This is a genomic window from Polyangium fumosum, from assembly GCF_005144585.1.
Taxonomy (GTDB): domain Bacteria; phylum Myxococcota_A; class Polyangia; order Polyangiales; family Polyangiaceae; genus Polyangium; species Polyangium fumosum.
The window spans coordinates 116,402-136,446 of the sequence record NZ_SSMQ01000009.1 but is presented as its reverse complement, the minus strand read 5'-3'; the positions used below and the strand labels follow the sequence as shown (position 1 = coordinate 136,446).

The 20,045-nt window shown below is 68.4% G+C and carries 12 protein-coding genes and 2 tRNA genes; 3 read left to right on the top strand and 11 right to left on the bottom strand.

Translation table 11 applies throughout. From position 1 onward, the window contains the following. The first annotated feature begins 22 nt into the window (after positions 1–22). A complete protein-coding gene (locus tag E8A74_RS11230) occupies positions 23–1,234 on the top strand; it encodes a hypothetical protein (RefSeq protein ID WP_136928955.1) in 1,212 nt (403 codons plus the stop codon). A gap of 4 nt (positions 1,235–1,238) precedes the next feature. Here the strand turns inward: E8A74_RS11230 and E8A74_RS11225 are convergent, their stop codons facing one another. Then, positions 1,239–2,456, bottom strand: a complete 1,218-nt coding sequence (locus E8A74_RS11225) for a hypothetical protein (RefSeq protein ID WP_136928954.1) — start codon at positions 2,454–2,456, stop codon at positions 1,239–1,241. 155 nt (positions 2,457–2,611) lie between these two features. On the opposite strand from E8A74_RS11225, the gene E8A74_RS11220 reads away from it, so the two are divergent. Continuing rightward, a tRNA-Cys gene (locus E8A74_RS11220) sits at positions 2,612–2,686 on the top strand. 22 nt (positions 2,687–2,708) lie between these two features. Here E8A74_RS11220 and E8A74_RS11215 read toward each other — a convergent pair. Next, positions 2,709–3,482: a GAF domain-containing protein gene (locus E8A74_RS11215; protein WP_136928953.1), complete on the bottom strand. Its 774-nt coding sequence runs from the start codon at positions 3,480–3,482 to the stop codon at positions 2,709–2,711. A 109-nt stretch (positions 3,483–3,591) separates the two neighbouring features. Between E8A74_RS11215 and cobA the strand changes: the two genes are divergently transcribed. Beyond that, positions 3,592–5,202 carry a uroporphyrinogen-III C-methyltransferase gene (cobA, locus tag E8A74_RS11210; RefSeq protein WP_136928952.1) on the top strand — a complete coding sequence of 537 codons (1,611 nt, stop codon included), beginning with the start codon at positions 3,592–3,594 and terminating at the stop codon, positions 5,200–5,202. A gap of 9 nt (positions 5,203–5,211) precedes the next feature. On the opposite strand, the gene nhaR is transcribed toward cobA, so the two are convergent. The 9 genes from nhaR to E8A74_RS11170 form a co-directional block, all read right to left on the bottom strand. Further along, positions 5,212–6,111 (bottom strand): transcriptional activator NhaR, encoded by a 900-nt coding sequence (gene nhaR, locus E8A74_RS11205; RefSeq protein WP_211365334.1) that lies wholly within the window; start codon positions 6,109–6,111, stop codon positions 5,212–5,214. An 82-nt stretch (positions 6,112–6,193) separates the two neighbouring features. Next, on the bottom strand, positions 6,194–7,591 hold the full coding sequence (locus E8A74_RS53850) for a CehA/McbA family metallohydrolase domain-containing protein (protein WP_211365333.1): 1,398 nt from the start codon (positions 7,589–7,591) through the stop codon (positions 6,194–6,196). Between the two features lie 36 nt (positions 7,592–7,627). Continuing rightward, positions 7,628–8,005: a dihydroneopterin aldolase gene (folB, locus tag E8A74_RS11200; protein ID WP_136928950.1), complete on the bottom strand. Its 378-nt coding sequence runs from the start codon at positions 8,003–8,005 to the stop codon at positions 7,628–7,630. Between the two features lie 126 nt (positions 8,006–8,131). Beyond that, positions 8,132–8,857, bottom strand: a complete 726-nt coding sequence (locus E8A74_RS11195) for a Crp/Fnr family transcriptional regulator (protein WP_136928949.1) — start codon at positions 8,855–8,857, stop codon at positions 8,132–8,134. A 44-nt stretch (positions 8,858–8,901) separates the two neighbouring features. After that, complete coding sequence (locus E8A74_RS11190) at positions 8,902–12,771, bottom strand: hypothetical protein (protein WP_136928948.1); 3,870 nt, start codon at positions 12,769–12,771, stop codon at positions 8,902–8,904. An 89-nt stretch (positions 12,772–12,860) separates the two neighbouring features. Then, on the bottom strand, positions 12,861–14,927 hold the full coding sequence (locus E8A74_RS11185) for a class I SAM-dependent methyltransferase (protein ID WP_136928947.1): 2,067 nt from the start codon (positions 14,925–14,927) through the stop codon (positions 12,861–12,863). Beyond that, a complete protein-coding gene (gene secA / locus E8A74_RS11180; RefSeq protein ID WP_136928946.1) occupies positions 14,924–17,962 on the bottom strand; it encodes a preprotein translocase subunit SecA in 3,039 nt (1,012 codons plus the stop codon). Before secA ends, E8A74_RS11185 begins: the two co-directional genes overlap by 4 nt. 314 nt (positions 17,963–18,276) lie before the next feature. Further along, positions 18,277–18,361: transfer RNA gene (locus tag E8A74_RS11175), tRNA-Leu, on the bottom strand. 103 nt (positions 18,362–18,464) lie between these two features. Next, entirely contained in the window at positions 18,465–19,862 is a 1,398-nt protein-coding gene (locus tag E8A74_RS11170) for a hypothetical protein (protein ID WP_232379499.1), read from the bottom strand. Positions 19,863–20,045 lie beyond the last annotated feature (183 nt).

Below are 20,045 nucleotides of genomic sequence, written 5' to 3'. Positions count from 1 at the left end.
GGCCGCGGCGAGGAGCATAATCATGAAGTCGATGACGTACGTTGCTTTGGTTCTTTCGGGTGCTCTGGGCCTCGGGCTCGGAGCGTGTCGCGCGACGGGCAACAATACGACCGGATTTGGCGGCGAAGGTGGTGAGGGCGGCTCGGGCGGCGCAGGCGCGTCGGGCGGCGGCGGCGTGGGCGCGTCGGGCGGCATGGGCTCGGGCGGAATGACCACGACGAGCACGGGCGCGGCGGGCGGCTCGTCGTCGAGCGGCTCGATGTGCACGCCGACGGGCGACGAGAACACCACGGCCGCGTGTAGCGACGGCCTCGACAACGATTGCGACGGCTTCAAGGACTGCAACGACTTCAACTGCGACAGCGTCGCGCCGTGCGCGAAGATCCAGGAAGCGTCGAACCCGCTCTGCTCCGACGGGATCGACAATGACATGGACGGCAAAACCGACTGCGAGGAGACGGCGTGTCAGGCGCTCGCGTTCTGCAAGCGTGAATGGTCGAACGGCCGCTGTTCCGACGGGATCGACAACGACGGCGACGGCAAGAGCGACTGCATGGACACCGATTGCCAGGCCGAGGGCATCGTCGTCTGCACGGGCGACCAGCCGGCCAGCCCGATGCCGGCGCAGGCCGAGTGGGGGACGCTCGCGAACGACGAATGCACGAACGGGCAAAACGAGGACGGGAACAACTTCATCGATTGCGCCGACAATGCGTGCATCGTGAACCCGGACGTGTCGGCGTGCAAGAACCTCGTCCGGGAGGATTCGAACATCTTCTGTTCGAACGGGCTCGACGACGACAAGGACGGGTTCTCCGATTGTGAGGATCCCGGCTGTCAGCGCGAGGGCATCATCGTGTGCAACGCGAACGTGCCGGCGGACCCGATGCCCCCGGCGAACCAGTGGACGGCGCTGGCGAACGCGGAGTGCTCGAACGGCGCGACCGACGACGGGAACAACTTCATCGATTGCGCGGATTTCGGCTGCTCGCTGAGCCCCGACGTCACGATCTGCCCCGAGGCGAACGACGCCGAGTGCTCGGACAACGTCGACAACAACGGGAATACGTTCGTCGATTGCGCCGACAACTCCTGCAGCCGCAAGTCGAGCATCACCGTCTGCCAGCACGAGCTCACGTTCGCCGAGTGCAGCGACGGCATCAGCAACGACGGCAACCCGTTCGTCGATTGCGACGATTTCGCGTGCGCGAACAGCGGCGCGTGCGTGAAGTAGTTTCCTAGAAGTATCCGTGAATCGTGGTCGCGACGCTCTGGTCGAGGAATTTTCCGTAGCCCAGGGCGTCGTGCTGCGTCCAGTGCGCGTATTCCACGAGGAACTGCAGGTAGTCGTTCATGTTGTAGGCGAGGCCCGGCTGGTGCATGTACTCGGTGACGCCGACGTCGTGGAAACGCGCGGCGCTCAGGTTGTAGCGGGCCACGAACTTCCAGATGCGCGCCTCGCCGCCGACGAGGAGGTAGTCGTTCTTCGCCGAGGCGCGGCCAGGGACGGCGGGCGTCGTGGCGGTCGCCGGGACGGGCGGGATCGGCCATTCCGTGACGCTCTGGCCGAGCTGGCGTGAGGCCTCGCCCCACGCGCTCACCGGGCCTACGTTGACCGTGTAATCGAGGGCGAACCGGAGCACGTCCCGGTTCGTCCCGGCGAGCGCCGGGATGTCGGCCTGGAAGTATTGCCCCGACACACCCAGGAGGAGCGACGTGTCCTTGTTCCAATGGTACGCCGGTTCGAGGCGGAGGACGGCAATGTTTCGGCGCCTGGCGCCGGGGATGCTGATCGTGTCGCGCCCGACGTACGAGCCGTTCGTCCGGCCGTCGACGAGGAAGTATTGCGCGAAATAGCCGAGGCGCGGGCCCTTCTCCTTGCCCACGGTGCCCTCGATCGAGACGCCGTAGTTCGGGTCGAGCTTGATGCCGTCGTAGAAATGGATGGGTCCGAAAAACGAGTTGTCCCAGAAGAGGCCGAAGCGGCTGTACGCCTTGCCGACCTTCACCATGACCTTCGGGTGCTTGTAATAAAAATAGCCCTCTTCCAGCCAGGCCGGGCCTTCGTAGAACTCGCGCATGCGGGTGTCGCGCGCGCTCGCGTTGAAGAAGAGGCCAAAATCGCCGATCGAGCCGTCGAAATTCAGGTGCGCGACGTGCATCCGGAGGAAGGGCTTCTCCTCGGGAGGCTGGAAGGGCTGGTAGTAGAAGAGCCAGGCGCCGCCGTGGAGGTCGATCTTGAACAAGGGCTTTGACGGCGGCGGCTCCTTCGGCGGCTTCGAGGCGTCCTTGGCCGCGCCGGCGTCCGCGGGCTTGGACCCGGACTCCGTCTTCTGCGCCGCGTCCGCTTCTCGCTGGACACGGCGCGGAGGCGTGGACGTGATGCCCTGTCCCAGGGCAAACGATGGCGTCGCGAGGAGGCAAGCGGCCCAGACCCATCCGACGATCGCACGCATGCCCGTTCTCCGCTCGCCCTCCACGGCCATCGTACCGGATCGCTGCGCGGCGCCGAAAAGTTTAAGGGGATGTGCTGAGGGTCACTTGAAAGGTGCCGTGCACGGACGCTTGACAGAGGGCGCGGGATGGGGCAAAAACGCGCCTCGCTGACCGCGGTGAGGTAGCCAAGCGGTTAGGCAACGGTTTGCAAAACCGTCATACGCGGGTTCGAATCCCGTCCTCACCTCCAGAAATCGCCTTCTTCGGCCTGATCACCAGGCGTCGTGATCGGCGCGGTACGACAGGGCGTCGACGAGAGCCTCGACGACCGCGAGTTCGCTCGCCCGGAGGCGCGGCGCCTTGCGGCCAAGCTCGATGGCCGCGGCGAGCCGGCCGTTCGCGAGCACAGGAACCATCCACGCCGCGTCACACGCGACGCCGAGGGTGAGGAGCCGATCCCGGACCGCCTGCCCCGCAGGGCCCGGCGCAGGCTCGGCCACGACCGTGTTGCCCTCCGCCGCCGCCGCGAGCGCCGGATCCACGAGGCTCGTCCGCTCGCCCACCATGTCCCGCGAAAAGGGGCCGTGGGCGTACAGGACGACCGCACCGTCGGGACGCACCACGTGCACGAGGCCCGCGTCGGCCCCCGTGCGCACGACGGCGGCGTTGAACAGGAGGAGCAGCGCGTCGTCGAGGTCCGAAGCGCCCGCGAGGACGTCCTGCGGCATCACCTCGTCGGGAAAAACCGGCCGACCCGGCTGCGTGATGTCGTCACACCCGCCGCCCGGGATGGTCTCCGCGGGGCGAGGATGGTAGGGCGGCGTGGGCGCCGCGGAGTCGACCGAGACCACCGCGAGCTCGGACAGAGGTCGCCACACCTTCCACGCCTCGTGACGAACGTAGCTCCCCAGCGGCACCTTGCCCGCCTCGAGGCCACGCGCGATGAGCTCGATGCCGACAGGACCCACCGCGGTCGCCCCATCGGACACGTACCATCGATCGACGACACCCGCGCTGGGTTCGGTGAGCAGCTTGATGGATCGCATACGTCAAAATCCCCTACGAGGAAGGGACGTGATGGGCGGAATCTAGGCCAGTTGCGCATTGTGTCAAGGATACGACAATCGGGTGAAGACGAAAGTACGCGCGGGGATCATGAAAAATCGGGCAGAAGGCGAAGAAGGCGGGGATTTGACGCGCTCTGCGGCACGCGTTGCCGCGCCGGGGACGGTGTACCTGGTGGGCGGAGGGCCCGGAGATCCGGGACTTTTGACCGAACGTGGGGCCGAGCTTCTTTCGAGCGCCGAGGTGGTGCTGCACGATGAGCTGATTCATCCGGCCTTGCTTTCGCGTGTGCGGCCCGACGCCGTCGTGATGGCCGTGGGCAAGCGCGGCGCGGATCGCGCCTCGAAGCAAGCGAAGCAGGACGCGATCGAGGCGGAGCTCGTGCGGTTCGGGCGCGCAGGAAAGAGCGTGGTGCGGCTGAAAGGCGGTGATCCCTACCTGTTCGGGCGAGGCTCGGAGGAGGCGGAGGCGCTTTCGCGGGCCGGCGTTCCGTTCGAGGTGGTGCCCGGCGTGTGCTCGCCGCTCGGCGCGACGGCGTATGCAGGGTTTTCCCTGACGCACCGGGATCTCGCGTCGAGCGTGACGCTCGTGAGCGGGACGATGCGATCGGGCGCGGGATACGACTGGTCGGAGCTCGCGAGCGTGAAAGGCACGATTTGCGTGCTGATGGGGATGCACAACCTGGAGGAGGTCGTCGCGGGGCTTTTGGGGCCTTCGCGGCGGGAGCCCGCGACGCCGGCGGCGGTGATCCAGTGGGGGACGCGGGCCGAGCAGCGGGTCGTGCAGGGGACGCTCGCGGAGATCGCAAACAAGGCGCGCGCTGAAGGGCTCGGGAGCCCGGGGATCGTGCTCGTGGGGGCGGTGGCCGCGCGGCGGGAGGCGCTGCGCTGGTTCGATACACGTCCGCTGTTCGGGAAACGCGTGGCTTTGCTCCGGCCGCGAGGTCAAGCGCAATCGGCGGCGAAGCGGCTGCGGCAGCGAGGGGCCGAGCCCTACGTGTGGCCGGCGATCGAGATTGGTCCGCCGCCGGATCCGTCCGCGGTGTCGGCGCTCGTGCACGAGCTCGGCGCGTGGGACGTGGTGGCGTTCACCAGCGAGAATGGCGTGGAGCGGCTGTTCGCGGCGATCGCGGAGGCGGGCCTCGACGCGCGGGCCTTCGGGCGCGCGAAGGTGGCGGCGATCGGGACGGGGACGGCGGCAGCGCTGCTCGCAAGGGGGATTCGCGCCGATATCGTGCCCGCGGATTTTCGTGGCGAGGGATTGGCGGTCGCGATTCTGGCGGACGAGGAAATACGGGAGCGTTTGTCGGAAAAGAAGATTGTGCGGGTGGTGATCCCGCGCGCGCTCGTGGCGCGGGAGGCGCTGCCCGAGATGCTGCGGGCGGCGGGTTGCGAGGTGCGGGTCGTGCCGGTCTACGAGACGCGGAGAGCAGGGGCCGAGCGGGCGGCGGAGCTCGTGCAGCGGTTTTCGGAGAAATCGATCGACGTCGTATTGCTTTCGGCGACGAGCACGGTGGAGGGGCTCGTCGCGGCGCTCGGGGCGCAGGCAGGCGCGCTGCTTTCGGGCGTGACGGTCGCGAGCATTGGAGAGATCACGACGGAGAGCGCGCGGGCCCGGGGGATCGAGGTCGCCGTGACGGCGGAGACGAGCACGATGGAGGGGCTCGTGGAGGCGGTGGAGAGGTATTTTACGCGAAAATGAAGGGCGGGCTCAGCCGAAGATGTGCTTGCGCGCGGCATTGGCGACCGCGCTCGTGGCGGGATTCTTGATTTTTCGCTCGCCGGTGATCGCGTAAAAGCGCTCTTTCACGGCGTCGGTGTGGCCGACGACGTGCAGGTCGTACTGGTTCTGGATTTCCCTTTCGATCACCGAAGGCGCGACGAGCACGCCCGCGCCGGCCTGGCCAAAGACCTTGAGGAGCGCGCTGTCGTCGAACTCGCCCACGACGCGCGGCCGGATCCTTTCGGACTCGAACCATTGCTCGAGCGAGCGGCGGAGCGTGGTGCCCTCGGCCGGCAAGAGGAAAGGCGCGCCGTCGAGCATGTCCGGGAAAGGCCGTCGCGTGTCGAGCACGACCGAGGGCGCGGCGAAGAAGCTGATCCCGCATTCGCCGAGCAGATGGCTGTACGCCTTGATCTTCATACCGGAGGCGAGCGGCGCGTCGGTGATCACCATGTCGAGGTTGTGGAGCGCGAGCTCGGCGATCAGCCGCTCCGCCTTGTCCTCGCGACAAACCATCCGCACGGGCTCCGCGAGGCCGAGGGCCGGTTCGAGCAGGCGGTGCGCGATGAGCTTGGGCAGGACGTCGGCGATTCCCACCACAAACCGAAGCGGCCTGCCCGTCGGACGGCCTTTGACGGTGTCGAGCAGCTCACGGCCGAGGGAGAAGATGTCGTCGGCATAACGAAAAACGACGCGCCCGACCTCGGTGAGGACGAGGTGACGGCCGCTGCGGACGAACAGTTTTTCCCCGAGCGCCTCTTCGAGGGCACGAATCTGCCCGCTGATCGTGGGCTGCGCGAGCCGTAGCTCGTGGCTCGCCCGCGCGATGCTCCCCTCTCGCGCGACGACCCAGAAATAGAGGAGATGATGATAGTTGAGCCACTCCACAGTAGCGCCAGCATACCATCGTCTTTCCCGATGTCTCTCGTCCGATCCATCGGTTTTTCGGGCAAGTGATCTCGCTTCGGCTTCAGGAAATCCGAATCGGATTGGCGAGGATCCACAAGCGCTCGCGGATGTACCCCTCGCCGGTGTCGCCCACGTGCGGGCGGAGGTGGGTCGGCAGGATGCGGACCTCGACGCGGTACACGCCGGCCGGCGCATTTTCGAGGCGAATCGTGTCGCCCTCGGCCGCGACCGTGGTCCCGGACGCGTCGATGCGGAGCAAGCGCATGGAGATCGTTGGCGCAGTGACGCCAGGATCGAGGTTATGGACGTTGGGAGCACGGGCCACGATTGTCGATCCCGCGGGAGCCTGCCCACCCATTTCAACGAGGGCGCCGTTTGTCTCGGCATGGAAGTCGAAGCCGTCCGGCGCCCCGAGGATCTCGAACGCGACGTAGCTCCGGCCAGCGGCGAGGGCAGCCTTGACGGAGGTCGGGGTGATCGGGCCGTCGACGAGCGCGATGTTCGAGAACCACCGCATGAGGCGGCGGTAGCTGTCGCCACGCTCGCCGTCGCGCAGGACACCCGGGAAGCTGTTCTCGTGGACGTCGGTGCCCGCGATGCCCGTGACGTGGCGCGTGGCGAGCAAGGCGTCCCAGCGCTGGCCATAGATGGGCAGCTCCTCGAAGAAGCCGAGGAACGCGAGGTCGGGCTGCGGGCCGTCGTCGTCCTGGCGGGTGAACGGGAGGATGGAGGCGCCGCCGCCGTAGGCTTCGAGGCCGAGGTAGTCCTTGCGGATGTCCGGGTCGATGGCGGCGTGGACGTTGTAGACCTCGACGCCGTCGAAGGGCATCGAGGCGAGCCACGCGGGCGCGCGGGACTCGGTGTGCGCGATGAAGACGAGGGCGCCTGCTTCGTGCATCGCGTCGACGGTGGAGGCGTCTTCGCCTTCGTAGGTCGCGCGGCGCGTGGCCGGGTCGCCAGGGAGGTGGCGTTCGAGGCCAACGGACATGAAGGTGTTTTCGTTGCCCGCGGTGACGAGGACGCGGCGGCCGTCGCCACACGCGACGTAGTTGCCAATGGGCGCGCCGTCCACGCCGAGGACGGGTTCGTCGCCGGGCTGGATGAAGAGCAACGAGGGGAACGCGGCGTCCGCCATGTGGGCGGCGTGGTCGGTGAGGAAGACGAAGTCCTCGGCGGCGTCGCACATGCCGCGGCGGAGGTTCGCGACGCAGTCGGTCCGCGGCACGCCGCCGTCGTCGAGGCCTTTGCCGTCACAAGCGTCGTGCGAGTAGGGCGAGTGGCTGTGGACGATGCCGCGGGCCTGCGTGAAGCCACGCACGGGGCCAAGCGCGACGTCGCTCGGCGTGGCGAGTTTGTCCCAGGCGCGGGGCGCGGGTTTGACGGCGGGGGTTACGTCCTCACCGGAGCAAGCGAGGGCGAGGAGCACGAGCGGTGCCGCGAGGAGCGAGAGGCGAGGCATGGCACATGATAGGCCGCTCGCTCGCGGGAGGGATGGCTACGCGGGCCTGTTCGCCGAGAGCTCGACGGAGACCGCGTCGACCGAGACCGACGTGGGCGGGCCGAACTTCTTGACCTGCACGGTCACGGCAATCGCAGGCGTGTCCGCGAGGATGCGCGCGATGAGCCGCTCGGCGAGAATTTCGAGCAGCTTGTACGAGGCGCGCGTGCCCTCGTCGACGACGAGGGTCGCGAGCTTGTCGTAGTTGAAGACCTTCGCGAGGGTGTCCGTCCGGGGCAGACTCGCGACGGGCAACGTGACCTCGACATGGACGACGAAGTCCTGCGGCAAGTCGCGTTCGGCCCGCGAGACACCATGGCGCGCGCGGAACCGGATCCCTTCGAGTCGAATCCGGTAGCTCTGGGCGATCGACATCGCGGTCGGGCGATAGCACGCCCGAGCGTAGCCGAGCACGCGAAAAGGACGCGCGCGCGTGGTCGAGGCGCGGGGGCTCCGTTCGGACGAGCCGAGCGACGCCCCCGAGGATCGAGCCGCGTTCCGTTACCGGCGCTTCGCGAGCGCGTCGCGGTCGACCACGATGAGCCGTCGACCCGCCACAGCGAGCAATCCGTCCTTGCGGAGCGCGCCGAGGGTGATGGTGACGGTCTCGCGCGTGGAGCCGATCGACTGCGCGATCTCCAGATGCGTGATCGGCGCAGAGATCAACGTGCCGCGCGTGTCGGGCACGCCCCAGCGATCGACGGCGGCGAGGAGGAACTCGACGAGGCGGCCTTCCACGTTGCGGAAGAGCAACGACTCGATGCGATCCTCCGCCGCGCGCTGGCGATCGACGAGGAGGCCGAGCAGCGCCACGCCGAGCGCGGGATCGTCGCGGAGCCACGCGTGAATGGAGGCGACCGGGAAGCGGACGACCTCGCTCTCGTCGATGGCGATCGCGCTCTCGGTGTACGTCTGCGCGCCGGCGAGCGCAGCCTCGCCGAGCAGATCACCGCTGCCGCGGTAACCAAGCGGGACCGTCTGTCCGGACGGAAGTTTGCGTTCGAGACGCGCTCGCCCGTGTCCGAGCAGCGCGAGGGAGGTGACGTTGTCGTCCTGCTTCTGGATGGGCATCCCAGCACGGACGACGTCGAGCTCTGCGACCTCGAGCGCGTTGTCGAACGTCGCACGAGCCACCTTTTCGAAGAGGGAGCAGAGCTTCAACGCGCGGTTGATGCGTACCTTCGGCGCGTCCACCGAGGGGCGTCGGTTATCCTGGATCGTGACCATGATTCATGGTCCATATTACCAGGATTGGGCGTAACGCGAGATCGCTAACGTGCTCCGACTGAAATTACGATGTCGCGGTGCAACGCGGCCTCAGCTTCGCGGACGAAGCTCTGGAAGGTCCCATACGCGTCGGGCTGTACCCGGCCGGCGGGGATGGTGATCGCCCGTTCAAAGACGAGGGTGTCGCGATCCACGCGGTCACTGACGGTCGCCGTGCGTCCTCCGTCCTGGGTGGAAGCCGCCGCAAGTTGGGTCGTGACACGGGCCCCCTCGGGCAGTTTCACGCGGAGCCGAACATTCGAAAAAACCGATGATTGTTCGGAGATGTAGAGCGGCGTCTCACGCGCGGGGAGGGCGGCGAAGGGCGAGAGGCGGAGCGCGAAGGGCGGCGAGATGACCATGTCGCCGGTGCGGACACGCGCGAAGTCGTTCATCTCGAGGTCCATGACGAGGACGAGGGGCGCGTCGAGGTCGGCCGCGTTCTTGATGTCAAGCGAGCGCAGGCGCGCGCCGGGCAAGGCCTGGCCGATGAGCTTGGTCTCGATGGCCTCGTCGCGTTGCGCGTCGGGCAGGCTCTCGAGGGCGCTGCGCAGCATGATGGCGAACTTGCCCTCGAAGCGTTGTTCGAGCTTGATCGCCGCCGATCCGTCGGCGCGGAGATCGACAGTGCCCTCGTAGGTGACGCCGTCACGCGAGCCCGTGAGCGGTGTGGTCTCGCGCGGCGCGCCCTCCTTGAGGACGACGGCAGGCTGGCCACGCAAGGAGCTCGGGAGGTAGCCGAACGGCGCGAACTTGTCGCGCACGACCATCCAGCGCGCGCCACGCTCGGTGCCGAGGCGGACGGCGAGCGCGTTGAAGGATTCGGCGTCGCTGAGCGGGCCGTTCGAAGGCGGCGTGAGGCGATCACGCACCATGCCGAGCGAGGCATCGATGCCGACGAGGCGGCAAAGGTAGAGGAAGGCCTCGGTGCGGTTGCCGCTCTTGCCGATGACGATGCGACGTCCGTCGTCTTCACGAGACTGATCGCGGCCCTGCTCGACGTTCGCGAGGACCCAGCGATAGATGCGTCGCGCCTGCTCGTCGACGGACGCCGGCTTGGCAGGTTTGTCCTCGGCGTCGGGCGCGGCGCCGGTGACGATGCTCTCGGCGATCCGCTTGAGGCGCGGGTCGCGCGGGACTTCGTCGCTCGTGGCGTCGACGAGGCGGTCGATGCGGTCTTCGAGGTTGATGCCCCAGCCGATGCGCACGTTCGGCAAGAACTCCTGCGTCGGCGCGCTGCCAGGCTCCTCGGGGAGCGCGGGGCTGCGATCGACGCGGAAGCGACGCTCGACGAACGCGCCGTTCTCCTTGAGGGTCGGCTTCGGGACGCTGCCGCCGATCTCGACGTCGAGCGGGCGGTTCTTGGGCGTGACGACGACGTACTCGCTGATGAAGTAGGGGATCTTCTCCTCGCGGAAGAACCAGCGCGGGCCCTCGAAGCTGCGCCCTCCGCGGCCGTCGCCGCGCAGCGTGTAGAGCGTCTCGGTCTCGATGTAGTCGCCCACTTCGAGGTGCGGCATGGTGACGGTGGGCTTGCCGTCGACGAACTCGGGTTCGAGGACACGGCCGTCTTTCTTGACGGTGCGGAGCTTGAGCACGAGGCCACGCGGCACGCGCTGCTCGGCGAGCTCCTCGATGGCCTCGCGCGACTGGATGCCGATGATCTCGTGCTCCAGCATGCGCGCCGATCCATCGGCGTGGACCCACAACGTGGCGTAGTCGAGGACGCGCGCCGCGGTGCCGGGCATGGTGACGCCCGACGCCTCGAACTGCGCGATGACCTTCTTGCCCTCGATGCGATACGGCGTGAGCTCGGTCGTGCCCTCGACGAGCTCGATGGCCTCGCGCAGCGCCGAAGGATCCGCGCCGGTCTGGATGGCCTCGACGAGCGCGCTGCGGAGCGCCGTTTTGTCGCCGCGGGCGAGGCGCGCGTCGGCGAGCGCGAGGCGCGCGGAGGCGTTCTCGGGGTCGGTCTTGACGGCGCGTTCGAGGGCATCGATCGACTCGCGTTGCGCGCCGGCGCGGGTGAGGAGATCGGCGATCTTGATGGCGACGTCCGTGCGATCGCGGCGGGTCTTTCCGATGCGATCGAGTTCGCGGATCGCGCCGCCCCAGTCGCGTCGTTCGAGCGCGCGCTGGAGGGCGACCTCGGCGTCGGGGTCGAGGGCCTCGATGCGCTTGGCGATCTTGTCGGCCTCGGCGACGTCGCCGCGCTCGTCGTGGAGGCGGAGGAGCGCGAAGAGGGCCTCGGTGTCCTCGGAGAAGCGCGCGGCCGTGTCCTTGACGGTGCGCGCATGCTCGACGCTCCAGCCGATCTGCGCGTACATGCGGCCGAGCCCCTTCAAGATGTCCGGGACCTCGCGAAAACGATCGGCGAGCCTCGCGACCTTGGCCGCGGCCTCGGGCGCGCCGACCTTGTCGGCCTCGTCGAGCGCGAGCCAGAAGAGCGAGAGCCAGAGGTCCGGGTCCTTGGCGACGGCGCGCGCGCGTACGTCCTTCACGAGATCACGCGCGTCGTTCTGCGGGAAGATCGGGTCCTTCTCGATGAAGAGCGCTTGCGTGGAGAGCGCAGGTCCGGTCGCGCGCGAGGGATCCTTCACGAGCGGTTCGAGCAGCACGGAGGCGAGGTCGTCCTGCCCCTCGATGTGCGAGAGCCACGCGGCGAGGTAACGCGCGACGGGATCGTTCGTGTCGCGCGGCGCCGGGCGCGGGGTGCGCGGCGCGGCGGGGACGCCGAGCGCGAGGAGGAACGGTTCGAGGACGTTGGGATCGGGCAGGACGAGCGGCGGTTCGAGGACGTACGGCGCCGTAGGATCGTCGGAGGTCTCGGCGCCGAGGGGCAAGCCGTTCGGCGCGAGGATGCGGATGCCGGTCTCGGCGCTGCCGATCCGCGCGAGGATGCGGTGGCGGCCCGCAGAGAGGCGGACGCGCGCGCCGAAACGAGGCCAGATGCCCCAGTCGCGCGGGTCACGCGTGATGACCTCGACGTCGTCGATGCGGATCGAGAACGCGCCCTGCACGGCGACGATGAGCTCACGCTCGGCCGGCAACTCGAGGTAGGTCTCGGCGTAGAAGACGCCGCCGGCGACAGGCTCGGCGCTGCGGATCTGGCAGCCGCGTCGCTCGGTGGCGAGGACACGCGGGCGATCGGCGCGGCGCGGATCGGCCGGGAAGCGGCGAGGCCAGGGGCCGGCGCGTTCGGCCTCGAAATGCATGCGGTGATCACTCGGGGCGAGGTGGCCAAAAGGACCGGCGACGCGCGCTTTTTTGGCGCAGCCGAAGCGATCGGCCGCGATCTCCGTCGGGCTCTTGTCCTTGCCTTCGGCATCCTTGCGCAGGCCTTCGACGCTCCACCACTCGGCGAGGTCGCTGCGCGCGCGCCAGCCGATGTGGCCCGGCTGATCGATCGTGCGCAGGACCGTGTCCTTCGCGAGGTCCCAGATGCCGGGGACGCTGGAGCGCAGGCGGAGCAGGTGGCTCGCCGCGTACCAGCCGACGAGCGGCGCGTCGGGGTGATCGGTGGTGCGAGCGGCGTTCACGGCGTCGAGGTGGGCGAGGGCGGCCGCGCGGAAGCGTCCGTGGATCTCGTCGTCGACGGCGCGCGCGAGCGAGGCGTAGAGGCCCTTGTTCGAGGCCTTGTCGAGCTTGCCGCGCGCCTCGCGGACCCGCGCCGCGTCGCCGCCGGGGACGAGCAGCTCGCCGAGGAGCCACCGGCCGAGGACCTCGCCGTCCTGCGAGGCGCTCGCATCGGCGCGCATGGCCTCGATCGGATCAGCGGCCGTCTTGGGGACGGCCGATCCGCAGGCGCCGAGGGCCGCGACGAGCGTGGCGGCGGTTGCGATGCGAGCGATCGCGGCGATCAGGCGAGAACGCATGGCCGACGTGTTAGCGCGGCCAAGCAGGGGGGGCGAGCCGTCCGGGGACGACGCCGTCGAGTTGGCGAGGGTGGGGGGCGCTGCTCCGTTTACGGAGCGGAGTCCCCCATCGTCAGATTCGAGATCTGGTGGAGCAGGACTGCCTGCTCGACCACGCCCGGCGCGACGTGCCCGCCCTCGGGGCCGACCGCTCGGCGCAGCGTCGCGAGCTCCTGGTGGGCCGCGAGGAGGGCTTGCTCCAGCTCGACCGCCACGGCCGCGGGCTCTCCCTCGCCGCGCTCGGCGGACGCGAGGGCAAGCTCGAGCTGCGCGATGCGCCACTCCGCAGCCTTGAGATCGGCCTCGGAGCGGGCCGCGCGGGCGGCGAGCGTGTCGAGCTGCGTCTTCATCGTCTCGGTGTCGTCGACGGGCGTTGCGTCGGCGGTCTCTGCGGGAGCCGCTTCCCTTGCCGAGGCATGACCCACGAGCGTCGACGGGGGGACGGGCGCGCCATTCTGCGGCGTGGCCGCCGGAGGAGCGGCTTCGCCTGCGGGGGCCACGGCGGCGCCGCGGAGCGTTTCGAGCTCCTCGACGAGCTCCTTGCCCACGCGCAGGCCCTCGCGCAGCTCTGCTTCGAGCACGGTGATGCGATGGCCCCGCGCCCGGAGCTGCGCTTCGAGCGCGTCGATCTCCGGCGCGAGCGACTCGCTCGCGGCGCGCTCGGCGAGGAGCGCGGCCGTCTGCTTTTCGAGCGTCTGCGTCTTCTCGGCCAGGTGAAGCCGCTCGGCCGTCGTGGCCGCGAGCGTCTCGGCGAGCTCGTCGGCGCGGCGCACGGCGGATTGCCGTGTGGCCTCCGACCGTTCGAGCGCGGCTTCGAGCTGGGCGACGCGCGAGAGCAGGCCGGGATCCGGCTCCCGCGCGGCTGCTTCCTGGGCGGCGAGCCGGAGCTCGAGTTCGGCGACACGCGCGCGCAGCCCAGCTCGATCGTTCGAGAGCTCCTCGAGGCCGACGCCTGCCGCGCTGAGCTCGCCTTCGAGCTCCAGGGCCCGCGAGCGCGTCGCGGAGAGCTCGGCCGTGAGCTGCTCGATGCGCTCCTTCGCGCCCGGGATCTCCGGCCTGCCGCGGGCGAGCCCGAGCTCCACTTCGGCCTTCGTGCGGGACTTCTTCTCGTCGTCGAGCTGCTTCGCGAGCTTGGTCGCGCGGTCGCGCTGGCGACGCAGCTCCTCGTCGAGGTCGCGGATCTGGTGCGTCAGCCGCTCGGCGCGCACGTGTGTGTCGCCCGCGCGCGTGTCCACGTCGCGCAGCCGTTCGAGCTTCGCTTCGAGCTCGACCACGCGCGCCGCGGTCGCCACGGCGGCGGCCGCGCGCTCCTCGGCGGATTTTTCGTCCGCGCGCTTGCGCTCGTCGTGCACGGCGAGCGCGGCTTCGAGCTCCTTCACGCGGCCCGTGTCTGCGGCCTTCGCGCCCGCCGTCCCGATCGCGTCGCGCACCTCGGAGAGCGAGAGCTCCACGACCACGAACGCGTCGACGGAGACCTTGCGCTCGCTGGCGATCGCGATGAAGTGCTCGGGCTCCTCGGTCGCCTTGAGCAGCGACGTGTCGACGCTGACCTCGAGATCCGGGCCGGCGGCGAAGTCTGCCACCGTGTACCCGACGAACGGCGCTTGTCCGAGCATGCGCACGACGGGGAACTGGAGCGAGACGAGGTCGTAGAGCGCGTAGTACCCGGGCGGCGACGTGTCCTTGCCGCGCGGCGCGGCGAGCGCGAGCAGGCGCCGGGACGCATCCGGGTTTGGCGAGGCGATCACGGCGATGCCGGCCGTGCCGACGAGCTTCCGTGCTCTGCGGAGCACGTCGGACGGGTCCGCGAAGATCGACAGGTCGGGCAGAACGACCACGTCGAAGGCCCCGTCACGCACGCCGAGGTCTCCGGCGAGCACTGCGTGCATCACATGCCGGTCGCGATCCTGCGCGGTGCGCGCGAAGGCCTCGGCCGCGCGCGCTGCATCGGGATCGTAGGCGTGGACGAGCCTCGCGCCGCGCTCGACGAGCCTCTCGGCGAGCTCCAGGGTCGCGTCGCCGAGCACGGCGACGCGACGCGCGCGGACGAGGCGCTCGAGGTAGGCCCCGAGCACCATCGACGGGTGGACCGGTGTTTGTGATGCAGCAGTGCTCATACCGACGCCTCGTCCTCCATCTCGGCGCCGTGGCACTGCATGAAGGGCTTCCCGCTGCCGCAGGGGCACTCCTGCTCGGCCGCGATGATCGGCTCTTGCGCGGGCGGCTCTTCGGAGGCGCCGGGCGGCAGCTCCTCGTCGTGGTGGGCCACGGCGTGGTCGAGCTGCTCCTGGTGGCGGGCGAGGTCTCGCTCCTCGATCGCCTGCTCCTCCTCCTCGCGACGCACCTTCATCGCGAAGACCTTGGTCATCACGTTCGACTGCACGCGCGCGACCATGGTCACGAAGAGGTTGTAGCCTTCCTTCTTGTACTCCTGCTTCGGGTCCTTCTGGCCGTAGCCGCGCAGGCCGATGCCGTCGCGCAGGTGGTCCATGTCGGTCAGGTGATCGACCCAGGACTTGTCGAGCTCTTCCAGGTACACGTGACGGAAGATCCGCAGGAGCAGCTCCGTCCCGATCTCCTTCTCGCGGGCCTCGAAGGCCTTCTCGGCGCGGTTGAAGAGGTCCTCGGCGAGGGCCTGCGGCTCGGCGTGCTCGGCGAGTTCGTCGGGCAGCTCGATCCCGAAGTGCTCGCGGAAGCCCTGGAAGATCCCGCCCCAGTCCCAGTCCTCCGGCGGCTTGCGGGGCGGGCAGTTCTCCTCGACCATCGCGCCGATGATGCGGTCCATCAGGTCGAGGAAGCGGTCGCGTTGCTCGGTGAGCGCGCGCGGGACGAGGTCGACGCACTCGTCGTAAATCTCGACGCCCGCGTCCTCGCGGCCCTCGAAGTCGACCTTCACGCCGTAACGCGTGTAGAGCTCCTTCTGCAGGTTGTCGGTCTCGACGAACTTCTCGACCTTCTCGAAGTCCTTGCGCGTCAGCGTGCGCGGGTTGCCTTCCTTGTCGCGCGGCGAGATCGGGTCGGCCGCGAACATGCCGAGCAGGTAGCCGACGTCGGGCACCACGTCCTCGACCAGCTTCGGCAGCGCCTTGATCGTGCGCTTCTCGCCCGTCGCTTTGCCCTCCTCGTCGACGATGTCGGGCGAGTAGCGCCCGACGAGCAACTGCTGACGGATGTCGTAGATCGTCTTGCGCTGCGCGTTCATCACGTCGTCGTACTCGAGCAGGTTCTTGCGGATGTCGAAGTTGCGCTCTTCGACCTTCTTCTGCGCGTTCTCGACGCTCTTCGTGACCCAGGGGTGCTCGATGGGCTCGTCGTCGGGCATGCCCATCTTCTCCATGAGGTTCTTCACGCGGTCGCCCGCGAAGATCCGCATGAGGTCGTCCTCGAGCGACAGGTAGAAGCGCGACAAACCGGGGTCGCCCTGGCGGCCGGCGCGGCCGCGGAGCTGGTTGTCGATGCGCCGCGACTCGTGCCGCTCCGTGCCGATGATGTAGAGCCCGCCGGCCTCGCGCACCTCGGCGCCTTCGGCCTCGCACTCCTTGCGGATCTGATCGGTGAGCTCCTCGAAGGCCTCGGGTTCGGCCTCGGGGAGGCGGTTCTGCTCCTTGAAGCGCAGCTTCGCGAGCATCTCGGGGTTGCCGCCGAGGAGGATGTCGGTGCCGCGGCCGGCCATGTTCGTGCTGACCGTGATCGCGCCTTTGCGGCCCGCCTGCGCGACGACGTAGGCCTCGTTCTCGTGCTGCTTCGCGTTCAGCACGCTGTGCTTGATCCCCTTCTTCGAGAGGATCTTCGCGATCGCAGCGCTCTTCTCGACGCTCGTCGTGCCGACCAGGATCGGCTGGCCCTTCTCGTTCTTCTCGATGATCTCTTTGACGACGGCGGTGAACTTCTCGCGCTCGGTCTTGTAGACGACGTCCTCTTCGTCCTTGCGGATGATGTTCTTGTTCGTCGGGATGATGATGACGTCGAGCTTGTACGTGCTGTGGAACTCCGAGGCCTCGGTGTCCGCCGTGCCGGTCATGCCGGAGAGCTTCTTGTAGATGCGGAAGAGGTTCTGGAACGTGATCGTCGCCATCGTGCGGCTCTCCTCTTGGATCCGCACGTTCTCCTTGGCTTCGACGGCCTGGTGCAGGCCGTCCGACCACCTGCGGCCTGCGAGCACGCGGCCGGTGAACTCGTCGACGATGAGGACTTTGCCTTCCTTGACCAGGTAGTTGACGTCGCGCTTGTAGAGCGAGTGCGCGCGCAGGCACTGGTTCAGGATGTGCAGCGTCTCCAGGTTGACCGGGTCGTAGAGGTTCTTGCTCTTCAGGACCCCGATCGCTTCGAGCAGCTTCTCGGCGAGCTCCACGCCGTCGTCGGTGAGGGTGACGGAGTGGCCCTTCTCGTCGACGTTGTAGTGCTCCTCGTTGCGGAGGCGCGGGATGATGTCGTTGATGACACGGTACTTGTCGCTCGACCGCTCGCCCTGGCCGCTGATGATGAGCGGCGTGCGGGCCTCGTCGATGAGGATGGAGTCGACCTCGTCGACGATCGCGTAGTTCAGCGGGCGCTGGTGGTAGTCGAGCGCCGAGAACTTCATGTTGTCGCGGAGGTAGTCGAAGCCGAACTCGTTGTTCTGGCCGTAGGTGATGTCGCAGCGGTAGGCGAGCCGCTTGTCGGCGTCGTTCTGCTGGTTGACGACGACGCCCGTGCTCAGGCCGAGGGCGCCGTAGAGCTTGCCCATCCACTCGGCGTCGCGCTTGGCGAGGTAGTCGTTCACGGTGATGACGTGGACGCCTTTGCCTTCGAGCGCGTTGAGGTAGCAGGGCAGGGTGGCGACGAGCGTCTTGCCCTCGCCGGTGCGCATCTCGGCGATCGAGCCCTGGTGGAGCACCATGCCGCCGATGAGCTGCACGTCGTAGTGACGCATGCGCAGCACGCGCCGGGAGGCTTCGCGGCAGACGGCGAAGGCTGGGATGAGGATGTCGTCGAGCTTCGCGCCGTTGTCGAGCTTGGTCTTGAACTCGGCCGTCTTGGCCTGGAGCTCGGCGTCCGAGAGCTTTTTCAGGTCTTTTTCGAGGGCCCCGATGGCCTCGACCTTCGGTCGCATGCGGCGGACGGCACGGTCGTGCGAGGTGCCGAAGATCTTCTTCATCGCCCAGGTGAGCATCGTCTTTCGCCTTGGCTCCGGGGCTCGTCGTCCCGGTCGGATCGTGCGGTGCGTAGGGGGTGGCGCGGAGCCTGCGGAACGTAGTCCTTACGGCAAGCGGGCGCAAATCCCCCGCGGGATGGGTTCCCGCAGGGGAGGGCCTGAACACGCCCCCCGAGATGGGACCTGAACACGTACCGGTTCGAGGCGCTTCCCGCAACGGAGCGCAGCAAAGGGGAGGGGAGCGCGCGGAGGGTGGGGGGCAGAGGAAGGCCCGGCGATCTTTCGCATCGCGAAAAATCGCTCCAGGGCCGACCGGAGCCCCCCACGTTGGGTGGTGCACGAGGAGGGAGTCGAACCCTCAATCCTTGCGGCGCCGGAACCTAAACCCGGTGCGTATGCCAGTTCCGCCACTCGTGCTCGGGGACCGGCACTCTAGCAGCATGTGGCGGAGCTGCGCATTCTTCCGGCGAAGGGCGGGATTTTCAGGTTCGGGGGGGCCACGCCGAGCCGTGGAAAAGGGTCAGCGGGCGATGAACACGCCGCGCAGGTCTTCGGTCTGGGCGATCGGCGTTTCGTCTTTGATCGACGTCGCGCGGAACTGGTAGATCATGCCCGGGATCAGCGCCTCGCCGCCGTACGCGACGCTGACCGTCTTCGAGCCGCTCACGCTCGGCACCGCCAGGTCTTCCCAGACCTTCACGCCGAACGCGTCGAACACGCGCACCTCGTACCTGTCCTCGCTCGAGTCGTCGGCCCAGACGAACGTCGGCGTGCCCGCGACCTCTTCGATCCCGTCCTTGCCGGGCGACTCGGTGGCGAGCGAGCCCGTCACCTTGAAGCTCTCCGCGAGCGCGATGTTCTGGCCGGCGACCTCGATGTGGACGATCTGCGTCCCGCCGATGGAGGTGTCCGGATCCCGGACGAGCCCGTCGTTCTCGAAGGCCGCGAGCACGACGTACTTCCCGTCGGGCACGCCCTTGAACAGGAAGTCACCCGTCACGCCGCCCGCGCGCAGCCCCTTCGGCACCTCGCCGCGGGCCACATCCTCGACGAACGTGTCCTCCAGCGCGAGCACCACGCTCGTCGCGCTGAATCCGTTGCCGTTCACGATCGAGAGCTTCCCCGAGACGTCCGCCGTCGCCGCGCCCGTGATGTGCAGCTCGACGTTGCCCGTCTCCTTGCCCGCCTCGACGGCCACCGTCTTCGGGCTGATCTGCAGGCCCGCGGCGTAGGCCTTCACGTCCACGCTCATGCTCACCGGCACGTTGAACACGACGAAGTTCCCGTCGAAATCCACGATGCCCGTCGATCCGCCGGCGGCCACGAGCGCCCCCGCGGGCACCAGGTTCACGCCTTCGTCGGCCACCACATGGCCTGCGATCGACCCGAGCCCGGACGCGTTTTGCAGCGGCACGAGCGCGATGTCCGTCGATGCGTTTTGCACCACGGGCGGGCTGCCCGTGGCCGTGTCCACGTCGATCGGCAGCGCGATGCGCGGGGCCACCGGGAACGTCTGGTAGCTCGACGCGTCCGCGCGCAGGGTCAGCTTTGCGGGAAGGGGCTTGCCTTCCGCATTGCGTTTGGCCGGAACGTGCAGCGTGTACGTCCCGTCTGCCGCCGAAATGGCGACCGGCGAGACGGCCGCGTCATTTGCGTCGCGGGCCACGATTCGTGCTCCCTGGACGGGTTTGTCGTCGAGGGCGTTCACGACCTTTCCTTTGAATGCCACGGGCGAAAAGCAGGTCGGCTCTCCTCCTTCGACCTCCTCGCATACGAGCCCGGTCCCGCATCCCGTCTGCGCCTGGACGGAGCAGCTCTTGTTCTCGTCGTTCGGCGGCTCGTCGTCGCCGCAGCCCACGAGCGCGGCCATTGCAAGGGAAAGCGTGGAAATCGTCATGACGCGAAGCGAATGCATCATCGTGCCTCCAAGGAAACCTGGGCCGGGAGGACCGACCCGGCGGACCCGCGTGGTGCACGATTCGATCCATGACGTCGAGGACGTGCAAGTACCTGAAATCAGGTTTGATCTTGGAGTCGAGGAAGAACGTGCTGGGCGCCCTTGGTTGCTCTGTCTGGCCTCCCGCGTTTCCACGTCCAGACC